The sequence below is a fragment of the Chondromyces apiculatus DSM 436 genome (genome assembly GCF_000601485.1).
Classification (GTDB): domain Bacteria; phylum Myxococcota_A; class Polyangia; order Polyangiales; family Polyangiaceae; genus Chondromyces; species Chondromyces apiculatus.
In genome coordinates this window covers 33,768-52,628 of record NZ_ASRX01000015.1, presented here as the reverse complement: position 1 = coordinate 52,628, position 18,861 = coordinate 33,768, and the positions used below count along the sequence as shown (strand labels likewise).

14 protein-coding genes are annotated in these 18,861 nt (G+C 67.9%); 9 read left to right on the top strand and 5 right to left on the bottom strand.

Annotated elements, in window-relative coordinates; genetic code table 11:
• The first annotated feature begins 202 nt into the window (after positions 1–202).
• From CAP_RS10920 to CAP_RS10885, 8 genes are all read left to right on the top strand, one after another.
• On the top strand, positions 203–1,432 hold the full coding sequence (locus CAP_RS10920) for a Glu/Leu/Phe/Val family dehydrogenase (protein ID WP_044239514.1): 1,230 nt from the start codon (positions 203–205) through the stop codon (positions 1,430–1,432).
• Between the two features lie 171 nt (positions 1,433–1,603).
• A complete protein-coding gene (locus CAP_RS10915) occupies positions 1,604–2,392 on the top strand; it encodes a crotonase/enoyl-CoA hydratase family protein (protein ID WP_044239511.1) in 789 nt (262 codons plus the stop codon).
• Between the two features lie 57 nt (positions 2,393–2,449).
• Entirely contained in the window at positions 2,450–3,154 is a 705-nt protein-coding gene (locus CAP_RS10910; RefSeq protein ID WP_197041119.1) for a hypothetical protein, read from the top strand.
• Positions 3,155–3,221: 67 nt separating this feature from the next.
• Complete coding sequence (locus CAP_RS10905) at positions 3,222–3,920, top strand: HAD family hydrolase (protein WP_231511306.1); 699 nt, start codon at positions 3,222–3,224, stop codon at positions 3,918–3,920.
• A gap of 19 nt (positions 3,921–3,939) precedes the next feature.
• Positions 3,940–5,556: an NPN-dependent hydroxyacid isomerase, LarAH14/15/16 family gene (larAH, locus tag CAP_RS10900; RefSeq protein ID WP_044239506.1), complete on the top strand. Its 1,617-nt coding sequence runs from the start codon at positions 3,940–3,942 to the stop codon at positions 5,554–5,556.
• A 15-nt stretch (positions 5,557–5,571) separates the two neighbouring features.
• Positions 5,572–6,816 (top strand): aKG-HExxH-type peptide beta-hydroxylase, encoded by a 1,245-nt coding sequence (locus CAP_RS10895; RefSeq protein ID WP_044239505.1) that lies wholly within the window; start codon positions 5,572–5,574, stop codon positions 6,814–6,816.
• Between the two features lie 165 nt (positions 6,817–6,981).
• Complete coding sequence (locus tag CAP_RS10890) at positions 6,982–10,620, top strand: M36 family metallopeptidase (protein ID WP_052374764.1); 3,639 nt, start codon at positions 6,982–6,984, stop codon at positions 10,618–10,620.
• Between the two features lie 7 nt (positions 10,621–10,627).
• A complete protein-coding gene (locus CAP_RS10885; RefSeq protein ID WP_044239503.1) occupies positions 10,628–11,509 on the top strand; it encodes a 5'-3' exonuclease in 882 nt (293 codons plus the stop codon).
• A 97-nt stretch (positions 11,510–11,606) separates the two neighbouring features.
• On the opposite strand, the gene purB is transcribed toward CAP_RS10885, so the two are convergent.
• Positions 11,607–12,905, bottom strand: a complete 1,299-nt coding sequence (purB, locus tag CAP_RS10880) for an adenylosuccinate lyase (protein WP_044239501.1) — start codon at positions 12,903–12,905, stop codon at positions 11,607–11,609.
• A 136-nt stretch (positions 12,906–13,041) separates the two neighbouring features.
• Here purB and CAP_RS10875 point away from each other — a divergent pair, with 136 nt between their 5' ends.
• A complete protein-coding gene (locus tag CAP_RS10875) occupies positions 13,042–13,644 on the top strand; it encodes a universal stress protein (RefSeq protein WP_081864761.1) in 603 nt (200 codons plus the stop codon).
• On the opposite strand, the gene ggt is transcribed toward CAP_RS10875, so the two are convergent.
• From ggt to CAP_RS10855, 4 genes are all read right to left on the bottom strand, one after another.
• Positions 13,623–15,206 carry a gamma-glutamyltransferase gene (gene ggt, locus CAP_RS10870; RefSeq protein ID WP_231511305.1) on the bottom strand — a complete coding sequence of 528 codons (1,584 nt, stop codon included), beginning with the start codon at positions 15,204–15,206 and terminating at the stop codon, positions 13,623–13,625. The two genes, CAP_RS10875 and ggt, sit on opposite strands and share 22 nt — an antisense overlap.
• A gap of 391 nt (positions 15,207–15,597) precedes the next feature.
• Entirely contained in the window at positions 15,598–16,446 is an 849-nt protein-coding gene (locus tag CAP_RS10865; RefSeq protein ID WP_044239499.1) for a hypothetical protein, read from the bottom strand.
• Positions 16,447–16,645: 199 nt separating this feature from the next.
• Positions 16,646–17,707 (bottom strand): sialidase family protein, encoded by a 1,062-nt coding sequence (locus CAP_RS10860; protein WP_044239497.1) that lies wholly within the window; start codon positions 17,705–17,707, stop codon positions 16,646–16,648.
• A gap of 44 nt (positions 17,708–17,751) precedes the next feature.
• The gene (locus tag CAP_RS10855) at positions 17,752–18,807 is read right to left on the bottom strand and encodes a hypothetical protein (RefSeq protein WP_044239494.1); all 1,056 of its coding nucleotides are present in this window, start codon (positions 18,805–18,807) and stop codon (positions 17,752–17,754) included.
• Positions 18,808–18,861: the final 54 nt, after the last annotated feature.

The window sequence follows — 18,861 nt, the reverse complement described above, 5'->3', positions numbered from 1 at the left end:
GGTACGGCCTCCCCCCGGAGATCGGTAGGGCAGAGCCGCGCCCCTCCCAGTCCAGCGTGGTGACCCCGAGAAGACCTCGTCCAGACCTCCCGGCAGGCTTTCGTCCCGAAGCCGTGCGTGCGACCCTCGCCGGGCCCTGCTTCCAGAGGGCACCGTGGGGTGACTGGCCCGCCCGGGTTCTCCAGGCGGGTACGGAGGGAAGATGTCGAATTCATTCGCTGACGTGAACCGCTACTTCGAACGCGCCGCCTCGCTCCTGGGGCTCTCTGCCCCCCTGAAAAAGCAGCTCGAGACCCCCCACCGTGAAGTGCGGGTGGAATGCAACATCCGCATGGACGACGGCACGGTCGGCACGTTCACCGGGTTCCGCGTTCAGCACGACAATGCGCGTGGCCCCTTCAAGGGAGGCCTCCGCTTCCACCAGGAAGTCGAGATCGATGAAGTGAGGGCGCTCGCCTCCCTCATGACCTGGAAAACGGCCGTCGTCGGCATCCCCTATGGTGGCGCCAAGGGCGGCATCACCGTCGACCCCACGACCCTCTCCAAGGGCGAGCTCGAGCGGCTCACCCGCAAATTCACGGCAGGCATCCACGAATTCATCGGCGATACCGTCGACATCCCTGCGCCGGACGTGAACACCAATGCGCAAGTGATGGCGTGGATCATGGATGAATACGCCAAGTTCCACGGCTTCCGGCCCGGCGTGGTGACCGGCAAGCCCGTGGAGCTCTTCGGCTCCCTCGGGCGCGAGGAAGCCACGGGCCGCGGGGTGATGATCTCCATCGAGGAGCACCTCAAGACGCTCGGCAAGACGCTCGCCGACGTCACCTACGTCATCCAGGGCTTCGGCAACGTGGGAAACAACGCCGCGCGCCTGCTCACCGAGGCCGGCGGCAAGGTGCTCGGCATCGGCGACCACACGGGATCGTTCTACGACCCCGCGGGCATCGACATCCCCGCGGCGCTCGCATGGCAGAAGGCAAACCGCTCTCTCGCCGGCTTCCAGGCTCCCAAGGTGGAGCGCGACGCGCTGCTCGTGCAACGCTGCGACGTGCTGATCCCGGCCGCACTCGGAGGCGTGATCACCCCCTCCGTCGCCCGGGAAGTGAACTGTTCCCTGATCTCCGAGGGCGCCAATGGCCCCACCACTCCGGACGCCGACGAGGTCCTCCACCAGCGAGGCATCACCGTGCTCCCCGACATCTACGCGAACGCCGGCGGCGTGACGGTCAGCTATTTCGAGTGGGTCCAGAACATCCAGCAATTCGCATGGGATGAGCAGCGTGTTCGCCGCGAGCTCGAAGTCATCATGCGCCCTGCCTACGCGAAGATCGCGGAGGTCGCGCGAGCCCGCTCCGTGGACATGCGCACCGCAGCCTTCATGGTGGCCATCGACCGCGTCGCACGCGCCACCGAGTTGCGCGGCGCCTGACCCCGTCGAGCCACGTCACGCCGCTGCACGCCCCCTCCACGGCGCTGCACGTCTCCCTCACGACGCTGCACATCCCCCACCCGACGCTGCACATCCCCCACCCGACGCTGCACATCCCCCGCGTTCTCCCATAGCCTCGACAGGCATGCTGCAGGCAAGGAGCACCCCCTGATGACCGTGCGCTACGAGACCAGCGACCACATTGCTACAATCACCATAGACCGCCCCGAAGTCCGCAATGCCGTCGACGGCCCCACCGCACGCGCACTTGCCGACGCATTCCGCCACTTCGAGGCAGACCCGGAAGCCCGCGTCGCCGTGCTCACGGGCGCAGGAGATCACTTCTGCGCAGGTGCCGATCTCAAAGCGTTCGCAGAAGGTCGCGGCAACCGCCTCTCGCCCGACGGAGACGGCCCCATGGGCCCGACACGGATGCTCCTGTCCAAACCCGCCATTGCAGCGATCGAGGGCTACGCCGTCGCCGGTGGGCTGGAGCTCGCGCTCTGGTGCGACCTGCGCGTCGCCGCCGAGGACGCCGTGCTCGGCGTGTTCTGCCGGAGATTCGGCGTCCCCCTCATCGACGGCGGCACCATCCGCTTGCCCCGCCTCATCGGACTGAGCCACGCCCTCGATCTGATCCTCACAGGCAGGGCCGTCGACGCGAAGGAAGCGGCGAGCATGGGCCTCGTGAACCGCGTCGCCCCCCGCGGGGAAGCTGCTCACGCGGCCAGAGAGCTGGCGCTCCAGCTCGCAGCGCTGCCCCAGCGCTGCCTGCGCGAGGACAGGCTCAGCGCCTACGAACAGAGCGTGATGTCCCTCGAAGCCGCCCTGAGCAACGAGATGCGCCACGGCATGGAAAGCCTCTCCGACGAGGGCTTCCGCGACGGACTGCGGGCGTTCAACGCGGGAGAAGGCCGACACGGCCAGCGCCGAGGACCGGGCACGGACCTGCAGGAGTAGCCGCCCTCCCCTCACCCGGAGCGTGCGCGGAGGTCCTGCGCGCGATAGCATCCTCGCGTGCGCGCCCCCCTGATCGCCCTGGCCATGCTGCTCGGCCCCGGGATCTCCTGGGTCAGCCCAGCGCATGCCCAGACGCCTGCCGCCTCCTCCCCGAGCGCTCCCCTGATGGTCGACCGGGTGGTGGTGCGCTGGTACGCGCCGGAAACGGGTGGCGGCGACCGACCGCAGTTCATCTTCACCCGCGAGCTTGCCTTCCAGGCCCGACTGGAAGCGCTTGCCGATCCAGAGCAGGAGGCTGCGTCTTTCCTCGACCGGCACGTGCGCGCCGCGATGGATCGGCACATCGCCGAGACGATGCTGGCCAGCATGCCCGTCGAGCCAGCGCCGAAGCCGGAGGAGATCGGAGCCCGCGCCGAGGCCGCGCGCGAGGCTCTTGAGCAACGCGTGCGCGGGAAGGAGCGCTTGCTCGCCGCCATGAAGGCGGAGGGAATCGCTTCCGACGAGCTCGACGCGATGCTTCGTCGCCAGGCGCGCGCGAGCTTGTACCTCGACCGGATGGTCGCGCCCATGCTCGAACCGAGCGAGTACGAACTCCGGGCAGCGCTCCGCACCGGGACCACCCCCTTCAAGGAACAGCGGTTCAACGACGTCGCGCCTGCCCTGAGGCGCTGGTACGTCAGCCAGCGCCTCGCACAGGCCCTGGACACCTACTTTCAGAACGCACGTTCCAGGGTGGTGGTGAGCCTGCTCCGAGCGAAGTGAACCGGCCGGATCGTCGCCTGATCTGGTGATGCTGGGCCCGCGTAGGTCGGTTCGCGCTGCCTCGCTCTTGACTCGACTGGCTTCCAGGGAGATCTCCCTCGCCATGCCGGCAAGCTACTTCGATGTGGACGGCACGCTGATCACGACGAACCTCGTGCATCCCACGCTGTTCTACATGCTCAACCAGCCGACGCCGCTGCACAGCGTCGCCAAGCTGGGGCGTGCCCTCGTCAAGGCCCCCTGGATGGTGCTGGCCGAGACGCGCGATCGGCGGCTCTTCAACGAGATGCTGTTCACCTCCTTCGAGGGCGTCTCGGAGGACAGGCTCGTGTGCCTCGCCGAGGAGACCTTCGACAAGGTGATGAAGCCCGCGATCCTCCCGAAGGCGCGCGATCTGGTGCAGTGCAGCCTCGATAAGGGCCACGACGTGGTGCTCATCTCGGGGGCGCTCGACTTCCTCGCCAACCGCCTGCGCGACCACCTGGGAGCCACGGACGTCATCGCTAACCGCCTGGAAATCAAAGACTTCTTCGCGACCGGCAAGCTCCTCCGCCCGGTCGTGGCCGGGCCCGAGAAAGCCCGCCTCGTCCGTGAGCACGCACGCGCCAAGGGCCACAACCTGGACGAGTGCTTCGGGTACTCGGACAGCTACTCCGACGTCCCCATGCTGTCGGTCGTCGGTTACCCGGCTGCGGTCAACCCGGACCGTCGCTTGAAGCTCCTCGCCCAAGCCTATCACTGGCCGATCCTCGATCTCGCTGCCTGATCCGGAGCCCATCAACCCCATGAGCCATCCTTGTGTCGTCACTCTCGACAGCCGCAGCGCGCCGCGCACGCTCTTCTCGGGCGATCAGCTCGTCGAGGTAGACCTGCCTACGGGCACCCGCGTCATCTACCCGAAGCCGCCCCTCGAGGCGCTCAAGAACGTGGACGCGGCCATCCGCTACGCGATCAACCACCCCTACAATTCGGAGCCCCTCTACGCCAAGCTCCGGCCCGGGATGAAGGTCACCATCGCGGTGGACGACATTTCCCTGCCGCTGCCGCCCATGCGGCGCCCCGACATCCGCGAGCGCGTGCTCACGATCGTGCTCGACCTGCTCAACGACTACGGCGTCGACGACGTGGAGATCATCATCGCCACGAGCGTGCACCGGCGCATGAAGGACTGGGAGATCCGCCACGTGGTGGGCGACAAGATCTTCAACGCCTTCTGGCCGAAGAAGCTCTACAACCACGACGCCGAGAACCTCGCCAACATGAAGTTCATCGGCACCACCGACGAGGGCGAGGAGGTGGAGATCAACCGGCGCGCCGCCGAGAGCGATCTCATCATCTACGTGAACCTGAACCTCGTCCCCATGGACGGTGGCCACAAGTCGGTCGCCGTGGGCCTGTGCGGCTACCGGAGCCTGCGCGCGCACCACAACCCGCGCATCATGCGCGACTGCCACTCCTACATGGATCCCAAGAGCTCGGCGCTCAACACCAGCGTGGTGAGGATGGGCCGCCTGCTCAACAAGAAGGTGAACGTCTTCACCATCGAGACGACGATCAACAACCGCATGTTCGATCGTCCCCTCGAGTTCCTCGCGAAGAACGAGGACGACCTCACCGCGAACGAGCGGAGCGCCCTCCGCGCCTTGCGGTTCACCCTCTCCAAGGTCCCCCAGCCTGCCAGGCAAGCCATCTTCCAGCGGGTCCCCTCCCCCTACGGCGTCACGGGCGTGTTCGCCGGCGAGACGGAGGCCACTCACGAGAACACCCTCCGCCGCAGCTTCGACCAGTACATGGTCCCCGTCGTCGGCCAGGCCGACATCCTGGTCACGGGCATCCCTTACATCAGCCCGTACAACGTCAACTCGTTCCTGAACCCGCTGCTCGTGCAGGTGATGGCAAGCGGCTACCTCTTCAACCTCTACCGCGGCGTGCCCATGGTGAAGAAGGGCGGGACGATGATCATCCTGCACCCTTGCACGGACCTCTTCGACAACGAGCACCACGCGCCCTACATCGAGTTCGTCCACCGCCTGCTCCCGGAGACGCGCGACGCCATGGAGCTGCACAAGCGCTACGAGAAGAAGTTCTCGCAGAACCCCGCGTACATCGAGATGTACCGCTTCGGGAACGCCTACCACCCGACGCACCCCTTCTTCATGTGGTACTGGGGCGAAGCGGGCCGGCAGCACCTCGGTCGCACCATCGTGGTGGGCGCCGACAACGAGTACATCCCCCAGCTCCTCGGCTGGGAGACCGCGCGCACCATGGACGAGGCGCTGCGCATGGCGAAGCAGACCGCCCCCGCCGAGCCGAGCATCATGTGCCTGCACGCCCCGCCCATCCTGATGGCGGACATGTCCGTCGGGCGACAGCCTGCGGCGCTCGAGGCGAGCCGGACCTAGCGCACCCATCCCCCTGTGCTCGCGCCCCTCGCGCCCCCGAGAGACCTGACCATCCCCACGCCGGGGTCGGGAACGGGGCGCGAGATCCTGTCCCGCGCCATCCGGCGGCTGCTCTCGGAACTCCCCCACGTGGGCCGAGGGCTGCCCCTGTCACCGGGCATCCGCGAGGACCTCTCCGCGTTCCAGCGATGGCTGAAACTGGTCTTCGCCTCGCATCCAGGCGCGCTCGCAAGCTCGGTGCGCAGACCGACCGTGGGCGCGCTCATCCGCTGTCTACGCGCGGGAAGACTCCCGCCCACGCATGCGGAGCCTGTGCTCGCCGAGCTGATGGGTACGCTGTATCTCGAGCTCGCCATCCACCGCGCCATCCCGGAGCGGGCGCGCCTCCGTCACCCTCCCCCCCGCATCACCTCCCTGCTCGCCCGCGCCACCGTGACGCTACCGCCCGACGTGGCGGAGGTGACCTTCGAGAACGGCAGGATGATGGTCACCAGCGCCGCGCACGGGCAGGTGACTGTCGCGCTCGATGGCTGGGAAGCGGGAGAGGCCGGGGTCGTCGCCGAAGGCGTCCAGGTGACCCAGCACTACCACCCCATCGACGCGACCATGATGCTGGCGCTCACGGACAACAATCCGGTGTCCATGGAGGAAGCGCACCCTGACAAGCAGGGCAATGCGATCGCGCTTGGTGGACGCCCCATCACGGAATGGCTCGACGCCTTGCGGGCCGCACTCGCGCCCATCGAACGATACCTGCCGGATCTGCGGGGAGAGATGGCACTCTTCCTCCACCAGATCGTCCCCGTGGGCCACGACGAAGAGCGACACCTGTCCGCCTCGTACCAGGAAGCCATCGGCACCATCTACCTGTCGCTGCATCCTGCCCAGATGACGCTGACAGAAGCGCTGATTCACGAATTCTCTCACAACAAGCTCAATGCGCTCTTCGAGCTGGACGACGTGCTCGAGAATGCGTTCTCGCCGCTCTACACCTCGCCTGTGCGCCCCGACCCGCGCCCCCTGCACGGCGTGCTCCTCGCCGTGCACGCCTTCCTGCCAGTCGCACGCCTTTACGAGCGCATGCTCGCCGAGGGAGACCCGCTGGCGCAGCACCCCTCGTTCGCAGCGCGCTTCGCGCAGATCCGGGCCATCAACCGCGAGGGTGCCGAGGTGCTGCTCGCGCACGCAAAGCCGACGCCGGTTGGTCGCGGTCTGATCGACGAAATTCGTCAGTGGCATGACCACTTCAGCCGCGTGTGATGCTCGCGCGTGACGCGCCGCGCGAGGGAAGGTGACCTTCCCTCGGTTCACGGCAGCGACTACCCTGGGGGCGCTCCGGTGTGACCGTCACGTCACCACCAGTAGCGACGCCCTGCATCCTGCAGCGTTGCTCGCTGACCGCCGTCCTCCGTTCGGGAACCTGCGATGAAAAGATCTCTCCGCTACTCCGCGCTCACGGCCGCGCTCCTGTCAGTCTCGGCGGCTCACGCAGTCGACCGGCCCAACTACGACGCCTACGCGCACCAGCCTGCAGCCGCGACAGCGGGCACGCCCTCTCGGAGCACGCCGACGCCAGGGGCCGTCGTGACCTCGATGGACGACCGGCGAGGGGTCCCCACCTTCCTATGGGCGACCGCGAACGCGAAGGCGTCACCGCGCGTGGTGGGCGCGACCCCGGAGCGCGCCGCGCGCACGTACCTGGAGCAGCATGCGATGCGCTACAGGCTCTCCCCCGCGGCGCTCGCCACGGTAGAGGTGGCCGAGGTCCACGACACGGGCACCGGCGGGATCATCGTCACCTTCCGGCAACGGGTGGGCGGCATCGAGGTGCACCGCAACGCCCTCAAGGTGCTGATGAAGCGTGACCTCTCCCTGGTCGCCATCTCGGGAAACCTGCACGCCTCGGCCACGGAGGGAGCGCGCGGCAGTGGCAAGGTGGTCCTGTCCGGAGCGAGCGCGATCGCAGCCGCCCTCCACGACCTGTACGGCGCCAGCGTCGCAGCTCAGGACCTCGACGAGACGAAGAAGCCCGGCACGGGTTACCGCTACTTCCAGATGAAGGAGAGCGCCGTCGCGGCCTCGGGCCTCCGGCTGTCGCGTCCAGCGCGCGTGAAGCGGGTGCTCTACCCGCTCCCTGACCGGCTCGTGAACGCCTACTTCCTGGAGGTCATGCCGAGCAACGGCGGAGCGGCCTCTGACGCCTACGCCTATGTGATCGCAGCAGACGACGGCCGTGTCTTCTACCGCGAGAACCTGACGCTCAACGCCTTCAACTACCGCGTCTGGGCGGAGCCGGACGGCGACCATGTCCCCCTCGCCGGCCCCCACGCGGACTTCCTCCCCCACCCGACCGGCAGCCCTGATGGATCGTCGCCGGCCTTCATCGCCCCCGTCATGGTCGACATCAACGGGTTCAACACGAACCCACAAGGGACCTTCGATCCCTGGCTGGCGCTCAGCGCCACGACGACCTCGGGCAACAACGTCGACGCCTACGCAGACCTGAACAACCCGGACGGGTACAGCTCCGGCGACCTCCGGGCTACGACCACGTCCACGCAGACCTTCGACCGTGTGTACGACGTCACCACCTCGGCCAACGCCAGCCAGAACCAGATCATGGCGTCCGTGGCGCAGCTCTTCTACGTCAACAACTGGCTCCACGACTGGTACTACGACTCCGGATTCGACGAGGCCGGGGGCAACGCGCAGGCCGACAACATGGGCCGCGGTGGCGTGGACGGCGACGTGCTCCTCGCAGAGGCGCAGGACTACAGCGGCACCGACAACGCCAACATGCAGACGCTGGGCGACGGTGAATCGCCCATCATGCAGATGTACGTCTGGAGCTCGGGCGATGGGTCGACCTCTCTCTCGGTCCAGCCCCTGAACACCACCATGGAGACGGACTACGCCTCCTTCGGTCCTTCGAGTTTCAACCTCACGAACCAGCTCGCGCTGGTGAACGACGGCGCAAACACGGTGACCGACGCCTGCAGCCCGCTGACCAACGCCGGTCAGATCTCGGGCCGCATCGCCCTCATCGATCGCGGCAACTGCGACTACACGGACAAGGTGCTGGCGGCGCAGAGCGCCGGGGCGGTGGGCGTGCTCATCGCCAACAGCCAGGCCGGCGCCGGCGCCATGGGCATGGGCGGCAACGCGGCCGTGAACATCCCCGTGCTGAGCGTCTCGCAGGAGAACGGCGCGGTCCTGAAGACGGCGCTGCAGGCAGGTCAGGTGACCGTGACCATGACGCGCGAGGGAGCATCGACCCGCGACGGCACCATCGACAACAGCATCGTCGCCCACGAATGGGGACACTACCTGCACCACCGCCTGGTGGCCTGCGGAGGGCCGCAGTGCGCGGGCCAGAGCGAGGGCTGGGGTGACTTCGTTGCACTCCACATGCTCCTCGAACAAGGAGACGATCTCACGGGCGCATTCCCGCTGGCGGTGTACGCGACCGCGGCCCTGGGAGACCCCTACTTCGGCATCCGCCGGGTCCCGTACTCGACGAGCACCGACATCGATGGCTTCAGCTTCCGGCACATCGCGGATGGCGAACCGCTGCCCGACAACCATCCCCTGGTCGACCTCGGGAGCAATGCGGAGAGCCACAACGCCGGCGAAGTCTGGACCACGATGCTGTTCGACGCCTACGCCGGGCTGATCCAGTCGCACCCGTTCCCCGAAGCGCGACGCCTGATGAGCGACTACATCGTCGGCGGTATGAAGATGGCTCCGGTCGAGCCGACCTTCACCGAGCAGCGCGACGCCATCCTCGCCGCGGCGGCGGCGCACGATCCGAACGACTTCATCGCGCTGGCCCAGGGCTTCGCGCGTCGCGGCGCCGGGACCTGCGCCGTGTCTCCGGACCGCAATTCGCAGGACATGCAGGGTGTCGTGGAGGACTTCGAGCTGCGACCGAACTTCGTGTTCAGCGCGGTGACCGTGGACGACTCCGTGACCTCCTGCGACGACGACGGGATCCTCGACCGCGAGGAGACGGGCCTGGTGACCATCGAGATCACCAACAGCGGCGTCGCGGCGCTGACGGATGCACGCGCCACCGTGTCCACAACGAGCCCCGGCGTGTCTTTCCCTGCCGGCGCGCTCGTCGAGTTCGGCTCTGTCGCGCCCTTCTCCACGGGCATGGCCACGGTCCAGGTCGCCCTCGACAGCTCCTTCTCGACGGCGCAGCCGGTGGTCCTCGATGTGTCGCTCACCAGCGCCCAGACCTGCACCCCTCAGCTCGCGCGAGCCGAACTCCGACGGGTGCACTACGACGCCGAGCCCGCCACCAGCACCGTGGACTCGGTCGAGAGCGAGGACGAAGCGTGGGCGGCCGAAGGCTCGGTGGACGGCGTCTGGAGCCGCACCGTGCAGGCTGGTGCCATGAACCACCACTGGAGCGGCATCGACTTCCCCTCGGTCTCCGACACCAGCCTGGTATCGCCCCCGCTCGAGGTGAGCGCGGATCAACCGCTCGTGCTCTCCTTCAAGCACGCGCACAAGTTCGAGTACAGCCAGGACACGGCCTGGGACGGCGCCGTGATCGAGATCAGCTCCGATGGCGGTGCCACCTGGAACGACCTCGCTGACTTCGCCGATCCTGGATACCTGGGGACGATCACCGACCTCTCCGGCAACCCGCTCTCCGACCGCCAGGGCTTCACGGGCGAGAACGCGGAGTGGCCGGGCTACACCGCAGCGAGCATCGATCTCGGGACGGCCTTCGCCGGAGAGACGGTGCAGGTCCGCTTCCGCATTGGCACGGATGAAGCGGCGGGCGACGAGGGGTGGTTCATCGACGACATCGCCTTCTCCGGCATCACCAACGCGCCCTTCACGAACCTCGCGGAAAACGCGGCCGGCTGCGACGAGACCGGCGCGGGCGGCGCGGGCGGCGCGGGTGGCGGCCCCGAAGGACCCGTCGTCTCCGACCCTGACGGCTGTGGCTGCGGCGTGGTCGGCGATGACACCAGCAGCACGACGGGGGCCTCGCTGCTCTCGCTCTTCGCCGCGCTGGGGCTGGTGCTCCGCGGGCGGCGGCGCCGCTAGAGGCCGCATGCGGCTGCACCTCATCGACGGCACCTACGAGCTGTTCCGCGCGCACTACTCCAAGCGCCCGGGGTTCAAAGGTCCAGATGGCCAGGATCTGAAGGCCACCGTCGGCGTCGCCTCCTCGTTGCTCGCGCTGCTGCACGAGGAGGCCGAGGCGGTCACGCACATCGCGGTGGCCTTCGACAACCCCATCCGTTCCTTCCGCAACGATCTCTTCGCCGGCTACAAGACCGAGGAAGGCGTGGACCCTGCGCTCCTCGCCCAGTTCGATGCCGTCGAGGAGGCGACCCGTGCGCTCGGCGTGACCGTCTGGTCGATGGACCGGTTCGAGGCAGACGACGCCCTCGCCACAGGCGCCGCACGCTTTCGCCAGGACGTGGCGCAGGTCCGCATCATGACGCCCGACAAGGACCTGGGGCAGTGCCTCGACGGCGATCGGGTCGTGCAGGTGGATCGTGCGCAGGGTCGGGTGATCGACGCGGCGACGCTGCGCACGGTGCGGGGGGTAGCGCCGGCGCAGATCCCGGACTTGCTGGCGCTGATCGGAGACGATGCCGATGGAATCCCCGGGATCCCGGGGATCGGCGCGAAGACGGCCGCCGCGCTGCTCGATGCGTTCGGTCGACTCGAGCAGATCCCGGACGATCCTCGGAGCTGGCCGTCAGCGATCCGAGGGGCGGAGCGGCTCGCGCGCGTGCTGGCCGAGCAGCGCGACAACGCGCTGCTGTACAGAAAGCTCGCCACCCTGGTGAGCGATGTCCCGTTGCCCGAACAGCTCGCCGACCTGCGCTTCCAGGGCGTGCCGCGTCAGCAGTTCGAGGCGTGGTGCGATGCGCTGGGCGTGCGTACCCTCAAGGCGCGACCTGCGCGCTGGGCCGAGACGTAGCGCAGGGGGGACCTCGGTCAGGGCGAGGGCCTGCGAGGACCCGCGAGAAAGCACGAGGACCGCGGGCGCGGCGAGCACACGGTCGCTCTGCGCCAGGTCAATCGCGCAGAGCGCGATCGACGATGGCATCCGCATGGGCGAGCGCGCGCTCCAGGTCGAAGCAGTGCGCCAGCGCATCCGGCGTGAGATGCCTGGTCACCTCGGGGTCAGCGGCGAGCAGCTCCTTGAAGCCTCCGTCCCCCTGCAAGGCACGCATCGCGGCACGCTGAACCAGCTCATAAGCGCGCTGACGAGGCAACCCCGCACCGACCAGCGCAAGCATCACCCCCTCGCTGAAGTACAGCTCCCCCACGTCGTCCAGGTTGCGCCGCATCGCTTCTGGATAGACGACGAGCCCGTCGACGATGCTCGTGGCGCGCTCCAGCATGAAGCCCAGCGTCGCGGTCGCGTCGGGCGCGATGGCGCGCTCCACGGAGGAATGAGAGATGTCGCGCTCGTGCCACAGCACCACGTTCTCGAGCGCGGGGACCACCGCTGCGCGCACGAGGCGCGCGAGCCCGCACAGGTTCTCGCTGAGGATCGGGTTGCGCTTGTGCGGCATCGCGCTCGATCCCTTCTGCCCCGTGGTGAAGCGCTCCTCGGCCTCCCCGACCTCGGTGCGCTGCCAGTGACGAACGTTGGTCGCCAGTCTCTCCACGCCTGCCGCGATCACGGCCAGCGTGGAGAAGAAGACCGCGTGACGATCGCGTGGAACGATCTGCGTGGCCACCGTCTCCGGGCGCAGACCCAGGGCGGCGAGCGCAGCTTCCTCGATGCTCGGATCGAGGTGCGCGTAGGTCCCCACGGCGCCTGCGATCTTTCCGACCGCGATCTCCTCCCGAGCCGCGCGGAGGCGCCCCTTGCACCGCTTCATCTCCGCCAGGTGCCCAGCCAGGACGACGCCAAAGGTCACCGGTTCCGCGGCGATGCCGTGGCTGCGGCCGATCATCGGCGTGTGCCGGTGCTCCCCGGCCCGGCGCGCCAGCGCCGTGCACAGCGCCTCGAGGCGGTGCTCCAGCAGATCCGCGGCTTTCACCAGCAGCAGCGCGAAGCTCGTATCGAGCACATCACTCGAGGTCATCCCCCGGTGGAGCCATCGCGCCGGCGGACCGGCGAGATCCTCGACGTGGGTCAGGAAAGCGATGACATCATGCTTCACGGTGCGCTCGATCTCCTCGATGCGCACCGGATCCAGGCTCAGCTCCTTCTCCCGGAGTGACCTGGCTGTACCTGCTGGAACGAGCTGGGCGCTCTCCATGGCCTCGCAGGCGGCGAGCTCTACCTTGAGCCAGGTTTCATAACGGGCGGAACTCGACCAGAGAGCCCCGAATTCCGGCGACGTGTAGCGGGAGATCATCGGCCCTCCGACGCTGCTGGGACGCTGGAGATGCGTCAAGAAGGGATCGGGAGGGGGAGGTGGGCGCGATCTTCGAAGCCGACCTTGGGGTGGGGGACTTGCGAGTCGCACTTCGCTTGAGAAAATAGTCAGGAGGATGCGGGACGAAGCCAGTTCGACGGTGGCGACTTCCAGGCCGGCCACGGACACCGGGTCGACCCCGAGCGGGCGGCGCCTTCGTTGCGTCAAACCCTACATCGTGGTCGTCGCGATGGACCTCTCGGAGCCAGGAGGCAGGGCATGGCGCTTCGCATTCGATCTCGCCGACATGCGCGGCGAGACGGAGATTCACGCGGTCGTCGTGGGTCCCAAGAAGGCTACACAAGCCTGGCGTGACGCGACCACACCGCAGGTGGCGCCTCCCGCCCCCTCGTCGTCTGCCCCCCCTTCATTGAGAGTCCTCCAGCACCAGTCCGCCAGCGGGCAGGCCAGGCTCATGGCCATGCATTTTCGGGTCGGACGACCTGACCGCGCGATCGTCGGTCTGGCCGAGGAACTCGGGGCGGATCTGGTGGTAATCGGGATGCACCCGACGAGCCTGCTGCAGCGGTTGCTGGGGGGTTGCACTGCCGAGCGGATCGCGCGCAATGCCCCGTGTCCAGTCGTCGTCGTTAGACAGAAGCGCAACGACACCGAGGAGGAGCCAGCCCCAGCATGGATGCCTGCTCCTCCTTCGCACTACCGTCTGGGCGCTGCCTGATCCCGCCGCAGTCCCTCGGAGACTCCCCCCTCGCGGCTGTCGGCGTGGCCCCAGGCCATCCCCGCTGCATCCACGAGGATGCTGTTGGCATGCCCGATCGGCGTGGCCTCGATCTCCAGCAGGTGCCCGCGGCGCCGCAGATCTTCCAGCGCCTTCCGCGCGGGCTGATGCTGCTGCTCGACCCGGATGCGATCCGGAAGCCACTGATGGTGTAGCCGTGGCGCTTCCACCGCCTCGTCGATGGTCATCCGGTAATCCACGAGGTTCCGGAACACCTGAGCGAGCGTGTTGGGGATGGTGTCGCCGCCTGGGGATCCGAGCACCAGCGCTAGCCGACCATTCTGCGAGACGATGGCGGGTGTCATCGAGCTCTGCATGCGCTTGCCAGGAGCCACCATGTTGGGCCCCGAGGGCGTGAACCCGGCGAGCGCATTGCTCAGCACCACCCCTGTCCCGGGAACCACCACCTTCGCCCCGAATCCCGCCGAGAGAGTCACGGTGCACGCCACCGCATTGCCTGCGGCATCCACGACCGAGAAGTGGGTCGTTTGCTGAGATTCCACGGGGTCTGGCTCGGGCGCTGCGACGATGTCCGGGGAGGCCGTCGCCCGATCACGATCGATGGGAGGCTTGCGTGAGTCGAGGTAAGCGCCGCTGAGGAGCCTGGCGATGTGAGCCGAGGACTCGGGCATGAAGTCGGGATCCGCGCTGGCCCGGCGGCGGTCTGCGTACGCTCTCCTGGCGGCCTCGACGAAGAGGTGAAGCGAGAAACCCGAGCCCTCTGGCGCCTCGTACGCCTTCACGCGCTCCATCGTGAGCATGATCTGCGCGAATGCCACGCCGCCCATGGACGGCGGCCCCATCGTGTCCACGTCGAAGCCACGGTACGAGAAGCGGAGCGGGATGCGCATCTTCGCCTGGTAGGCGTTCAGGTCGGCCTCCGTGACCAGGCCTCCGCGAGCCACCATCGCGGTGGTGATCTTCCTGGCGATCGACCCCTCGTAAAACGCGCGGCTCCCCTCTCTGGCGATCGTCTCCAGCGTGCTGGCCAGGTCAGGCTGCCTGAGGATGCCTCCCTGTGGCAGCGGCTTGCCTTTGCGTCCAAAGATCGCGCGCGCTGCAGGATCTTGCTGGAGACGCGACCAGGCCCATCCCAGCACCAGCGCCTGGCGCGGCCCGAGTCGATGACCCTTGCGGGCCAGCTCGATGGCAGGCGCGACGAGCTCCGACCAGGGGCGAGATCCGAAGCGCTCGTGCGCCATCCCGAGCCCTGCCACCGTCCCGGGGACCGCGGTGGCGGCATAGCCGTACGCCCCGCGCTTGACCATGTTCAGAATGCCCTCGGTCGTGGCCGAGGAAGGCGCCGTCTCCCGAAAATCGAGGGTGTGCGACTGCCCGCTGGCAAGGCGCACAACCATGAACCCACCCCCACCCAGATTCCCAGCGCTGGGGTGCGTGACCGAGAGGGCGAAAGCGACGGCCACGGCCGCGTCCACGGCGTTGCCTCCGCGCTGAAGCACCTCCACCCCTGCGCGCGTGGCGTTCGGCTCCACGGACGTCACCAGTCCCGCATCGCCGCGCACGGCGCGTCGCCCGCCCGGGCTCAGGACGAGGGGGGGGTTCGGAGGTAGAGGAGCCGAAGCCTCATCGCCTGCGGGGATACCCTCCGTCTGGGCAGGGGTCGGGGTTGCCGAGGACGCTGCAGGCGCAGCGGCGGCGATCGAGGTGGATGCAGATGGCGGAGGTGGCGCCCCTGCCGGCGGAGGAACAGGAGACCCTGCCTCGCAGGCGACCAGGGTCGCCACCGAGAGACGCAGAAGCGTGCGTCGGATCCGGAAGAACGGCATGCGCCGGCGGCACTCTACACGACGTCGCAGCCCCCCGTGGAGGAGGGCCTGCAGCCCCCGCGGGAGCCTGCGCGTTTGCCGGCCCCCGCGAGGCTCAAGGACGGGCTCAGGCGCGACGGCGGCGGCGCGCTGCCACGGCGAGACCCAGCGCAGCAGCCAGTCCGACGAGGGCCTTCTCATCCATCTTGCTGCCGATGACGGGCACGGCGCACGCGCTCACGCTCACGCCAGCCTCTGCCTGGCACGAGTTGCCCGTGCACGAAGCGTCCGAGTAGCCCTGGACCTTGATGTTCAGGATCGCATCCAGCGCGGCGATGCACTCCTCCAGGTTGTTCCCCGCATCCACGAACTGCCCGTCGCAGAACAGAGCCCCCTTCGGCGTCTCGCACTGCACCTCGCAACCACCCTTCAGCTCCGCGGTGCAGCCGCCCTGGCAGTCGACCTGACACTCGAAGTTCGCCTCGGCCGTACACTCACCCGAGCAGCACGCGCCGCACTGCGCGTTGCAATCGGCCTGGGGGGGGGTCGCCTCGCACTGCACATCGCACTCACCACCGCAGTTCGCCTTGCACGCAGCCTCGCAGTTCGCCGAATCGCCGCCCGCCGCGCAGTTCGCGCTGCAATCAGCCTGGCAGTTCGCCCGGCAGGTGCCCGTACAGTCGAAGCGCCCCGGATCGGCCGTGCACTCTGCCTGACACGAGGCACTGCAATCCGCGGTGCACGATGCGCTGATCGTCCCGTTGCAGCCGCCTTCACAGCGCCCGTAGCAGGCTGCCTCGAAGCTGATCGGCGTACAGCGGGCCTTGCACCCTCCTTCAATCTCGACTGTGCACTGTGCCTCGGCAGAGACGTTGATGTCCCCACAGGCACCGATTCCTGCAGAAGCGCTCGACGAGGCGAACAGCGAGCCCACGAGCGTGAGCGAACCTACGAGAAGCTGAGCAATGCGTCGCATGGTGTTCCAGGTCTCCTGATGAGGGCCAAGTGGCGAGTGAGTGGTGGATCTTGCAAGCGCGCGGCCACCGCCACGCTTCCTGTGATTCCGGGCCGGCCCTCCCCGTTGTTCCCGGCACGGGCCGAATGAAACCTTAGCCTGCCCCCCAGGTTCACGTCGCTGAAGACCCGCACGCCATACTGCACGCCTGACCAGATTGTCAGGGGTTGACCTCTCCCGCCACCTCTCCCGAGCCGTACCTGCCGACCACCCCCCGGCGCCGCGTCCCCTGGCTGGGCTTGGTGAGAAAGTCACCGCCCACAGTCCACAGGGCCCCGTCCGGTCCAGGCCACACCGCGTGCAGGTCGGACAGCGGATCCTCCGCTTGCTCGTTGATCCACGCCCCCTCCACCAGACGCAATTTGAGTCCGCCGAACCCTACCAGCGCGACCTCTCCAGGCGCGCTGCAGGCAACGCCATTGACGGTGTTCGGAAGCGCCACCTCGACCTTCGTCCACTGCTCACCATCCGAACGGAGCACGTCTTGGCCCCCGACCGCGTAGACCTCCGTCGGCCCGCAGCCGTGGACCGTGAACAGCGTCCCGCTCGCGAGCGTCGAGTTCGACTGCAGCACCCAGCCCGCGGCGCCCCGGTGCCAGATGGTTCCCCCTTCTCCGACCACGTAGAGGTCCTCCGAGCTGGTTCCCCACACCTTGTAGAGTGCCTGGCCGAGCGGCTCTCCTGGCAGAGGCTCTGCGCTCCACGTGTCCCCGTCCCAGCGCAACACGATGTCGTTCGGCGCATCCAGCCCTTTGCCAGGCGTGCCCCCCACTGCCCACGCCTCGGTCGCCGAGAAGGCGTAGACCCCCCACAGCGTGGCGCTCGTCCCCGACTCGTGTTCGGTGAATGCCGCCCCATCCCAGTGCAGGAGGCGGCCCTGCTCTCCGACCATCCACACATCGTCGCGACCTGCACCGGACACCCACCACAGGGTCTCCTCCCCGCCCGGCGCGAGGTCTTGCCAGCGCTCACCATCGAAACGGAGTGCCTGCGTCTCGAAGCCGCCATTGCCGAGCGGGCCACCGACCGCGAAGACCTCGCCCGACCCCGCTGCCCACACCGACAGCAAGACCCCCTGCAGATCCTCCTCATCCAGCACCGCCCGCCACGCCGCCGCTTCCTCGGCAGGCGGCATCGGCTCGTCAGGGCAGCCCGGGATGAACGACACGAGCGCGAGCGCGAACACCGCGCGAAGCGCACCACACAGCGTCGGTGTCGGCATGGGCAGCTCGAGGATGCAGAGGAAACGAGCGCGGACGCAGGCTCTCAGAAGCAGTTCACGTCGTCCTGCTTCGGGTAGTAGTAGATGAACGCGTTGCAGTGCTCGTTCTTCTCGACGATGGGCCCGAAGGTGTAACAGCAGTCCAGGTTCTCCTCGGGCGTGCTGTACTTCTCGGCGTCGAACTGGTCGAGCCCGCTGCAGCCCACGGAGGGCTCCGGCTGATCCCACTGGTAGGTGCACGAGTACCAGATCCCACCCATCGAGGGGATGCTCAGATCGAGATCCGGGGAGGTCAGCATCGGCGGATCGTCCCAGCTCGTCGAGCTGTAGAACTTCGACGCCGCAGACGGCTCGGAGATCGACACGCCATCCCACGAGAAGATGTCGAACTGGGTACCGCGGCTGTGGAAGTGCCCGTTGGCGCCGATGACCTTCACCGGGTCCGGGCTGTTGAGCTGACAGGTCCCGTGGAAGATGGGCGTGGGGTTGCTCTGGCAAACCCGGATGGATTGCTTCGTCGCAAACACGGTCCCCATCTCGTGGACGACCTTGTCGGCGGGCAGGTGCCAGAAGTTGACCCGCACCTTCCCGAAGCCCTCGGGTGTGCTCTGCGAGGTCGCGTTGACGTAGTGCGTCTGCACCATGAGCCACTCATCGGGCTGCAAGACGTTCGCGACGCCCTCGGGGAAGGTCCAGTCGAGCTGCCCATCCTGCTGTGAATTGGCGATGAGCGGCCAGTCCGCCCAGTTCGGGCTCTTGAAGCACTCACCGGCGCCGTTCTTGCCCCTCACCACGGGCCCGTTGTCGGGATCGAGCCCGTGCCGGGTCCTCACCCGGTAGACGTTCATGTGATGCGACCCCTCGCGCTGCGCGATCTGCACCCGGTTCAGGTTCAGCGGCGCATCCGCGGGCATGCTGGCTCGCTCCAGCAGCTCGCTCACCCGGAAAAAGTAGCAGTCCTGCACCTCGTCACCGGGCGCCACCTCCGTCTCATCGGTTTCGAGCTGGAAGCCCGATCCACCGGGCGGCGGCTCAAGGTGCGCCGGATCGGCCGGCGGCTCCGGCGGGGGTGTGACACCGTCGTCACCGTCACACCCCACAGCACAACCCAGAACCACTGCCAGACACACCGAAAAGCCAGCTCGCCACATACG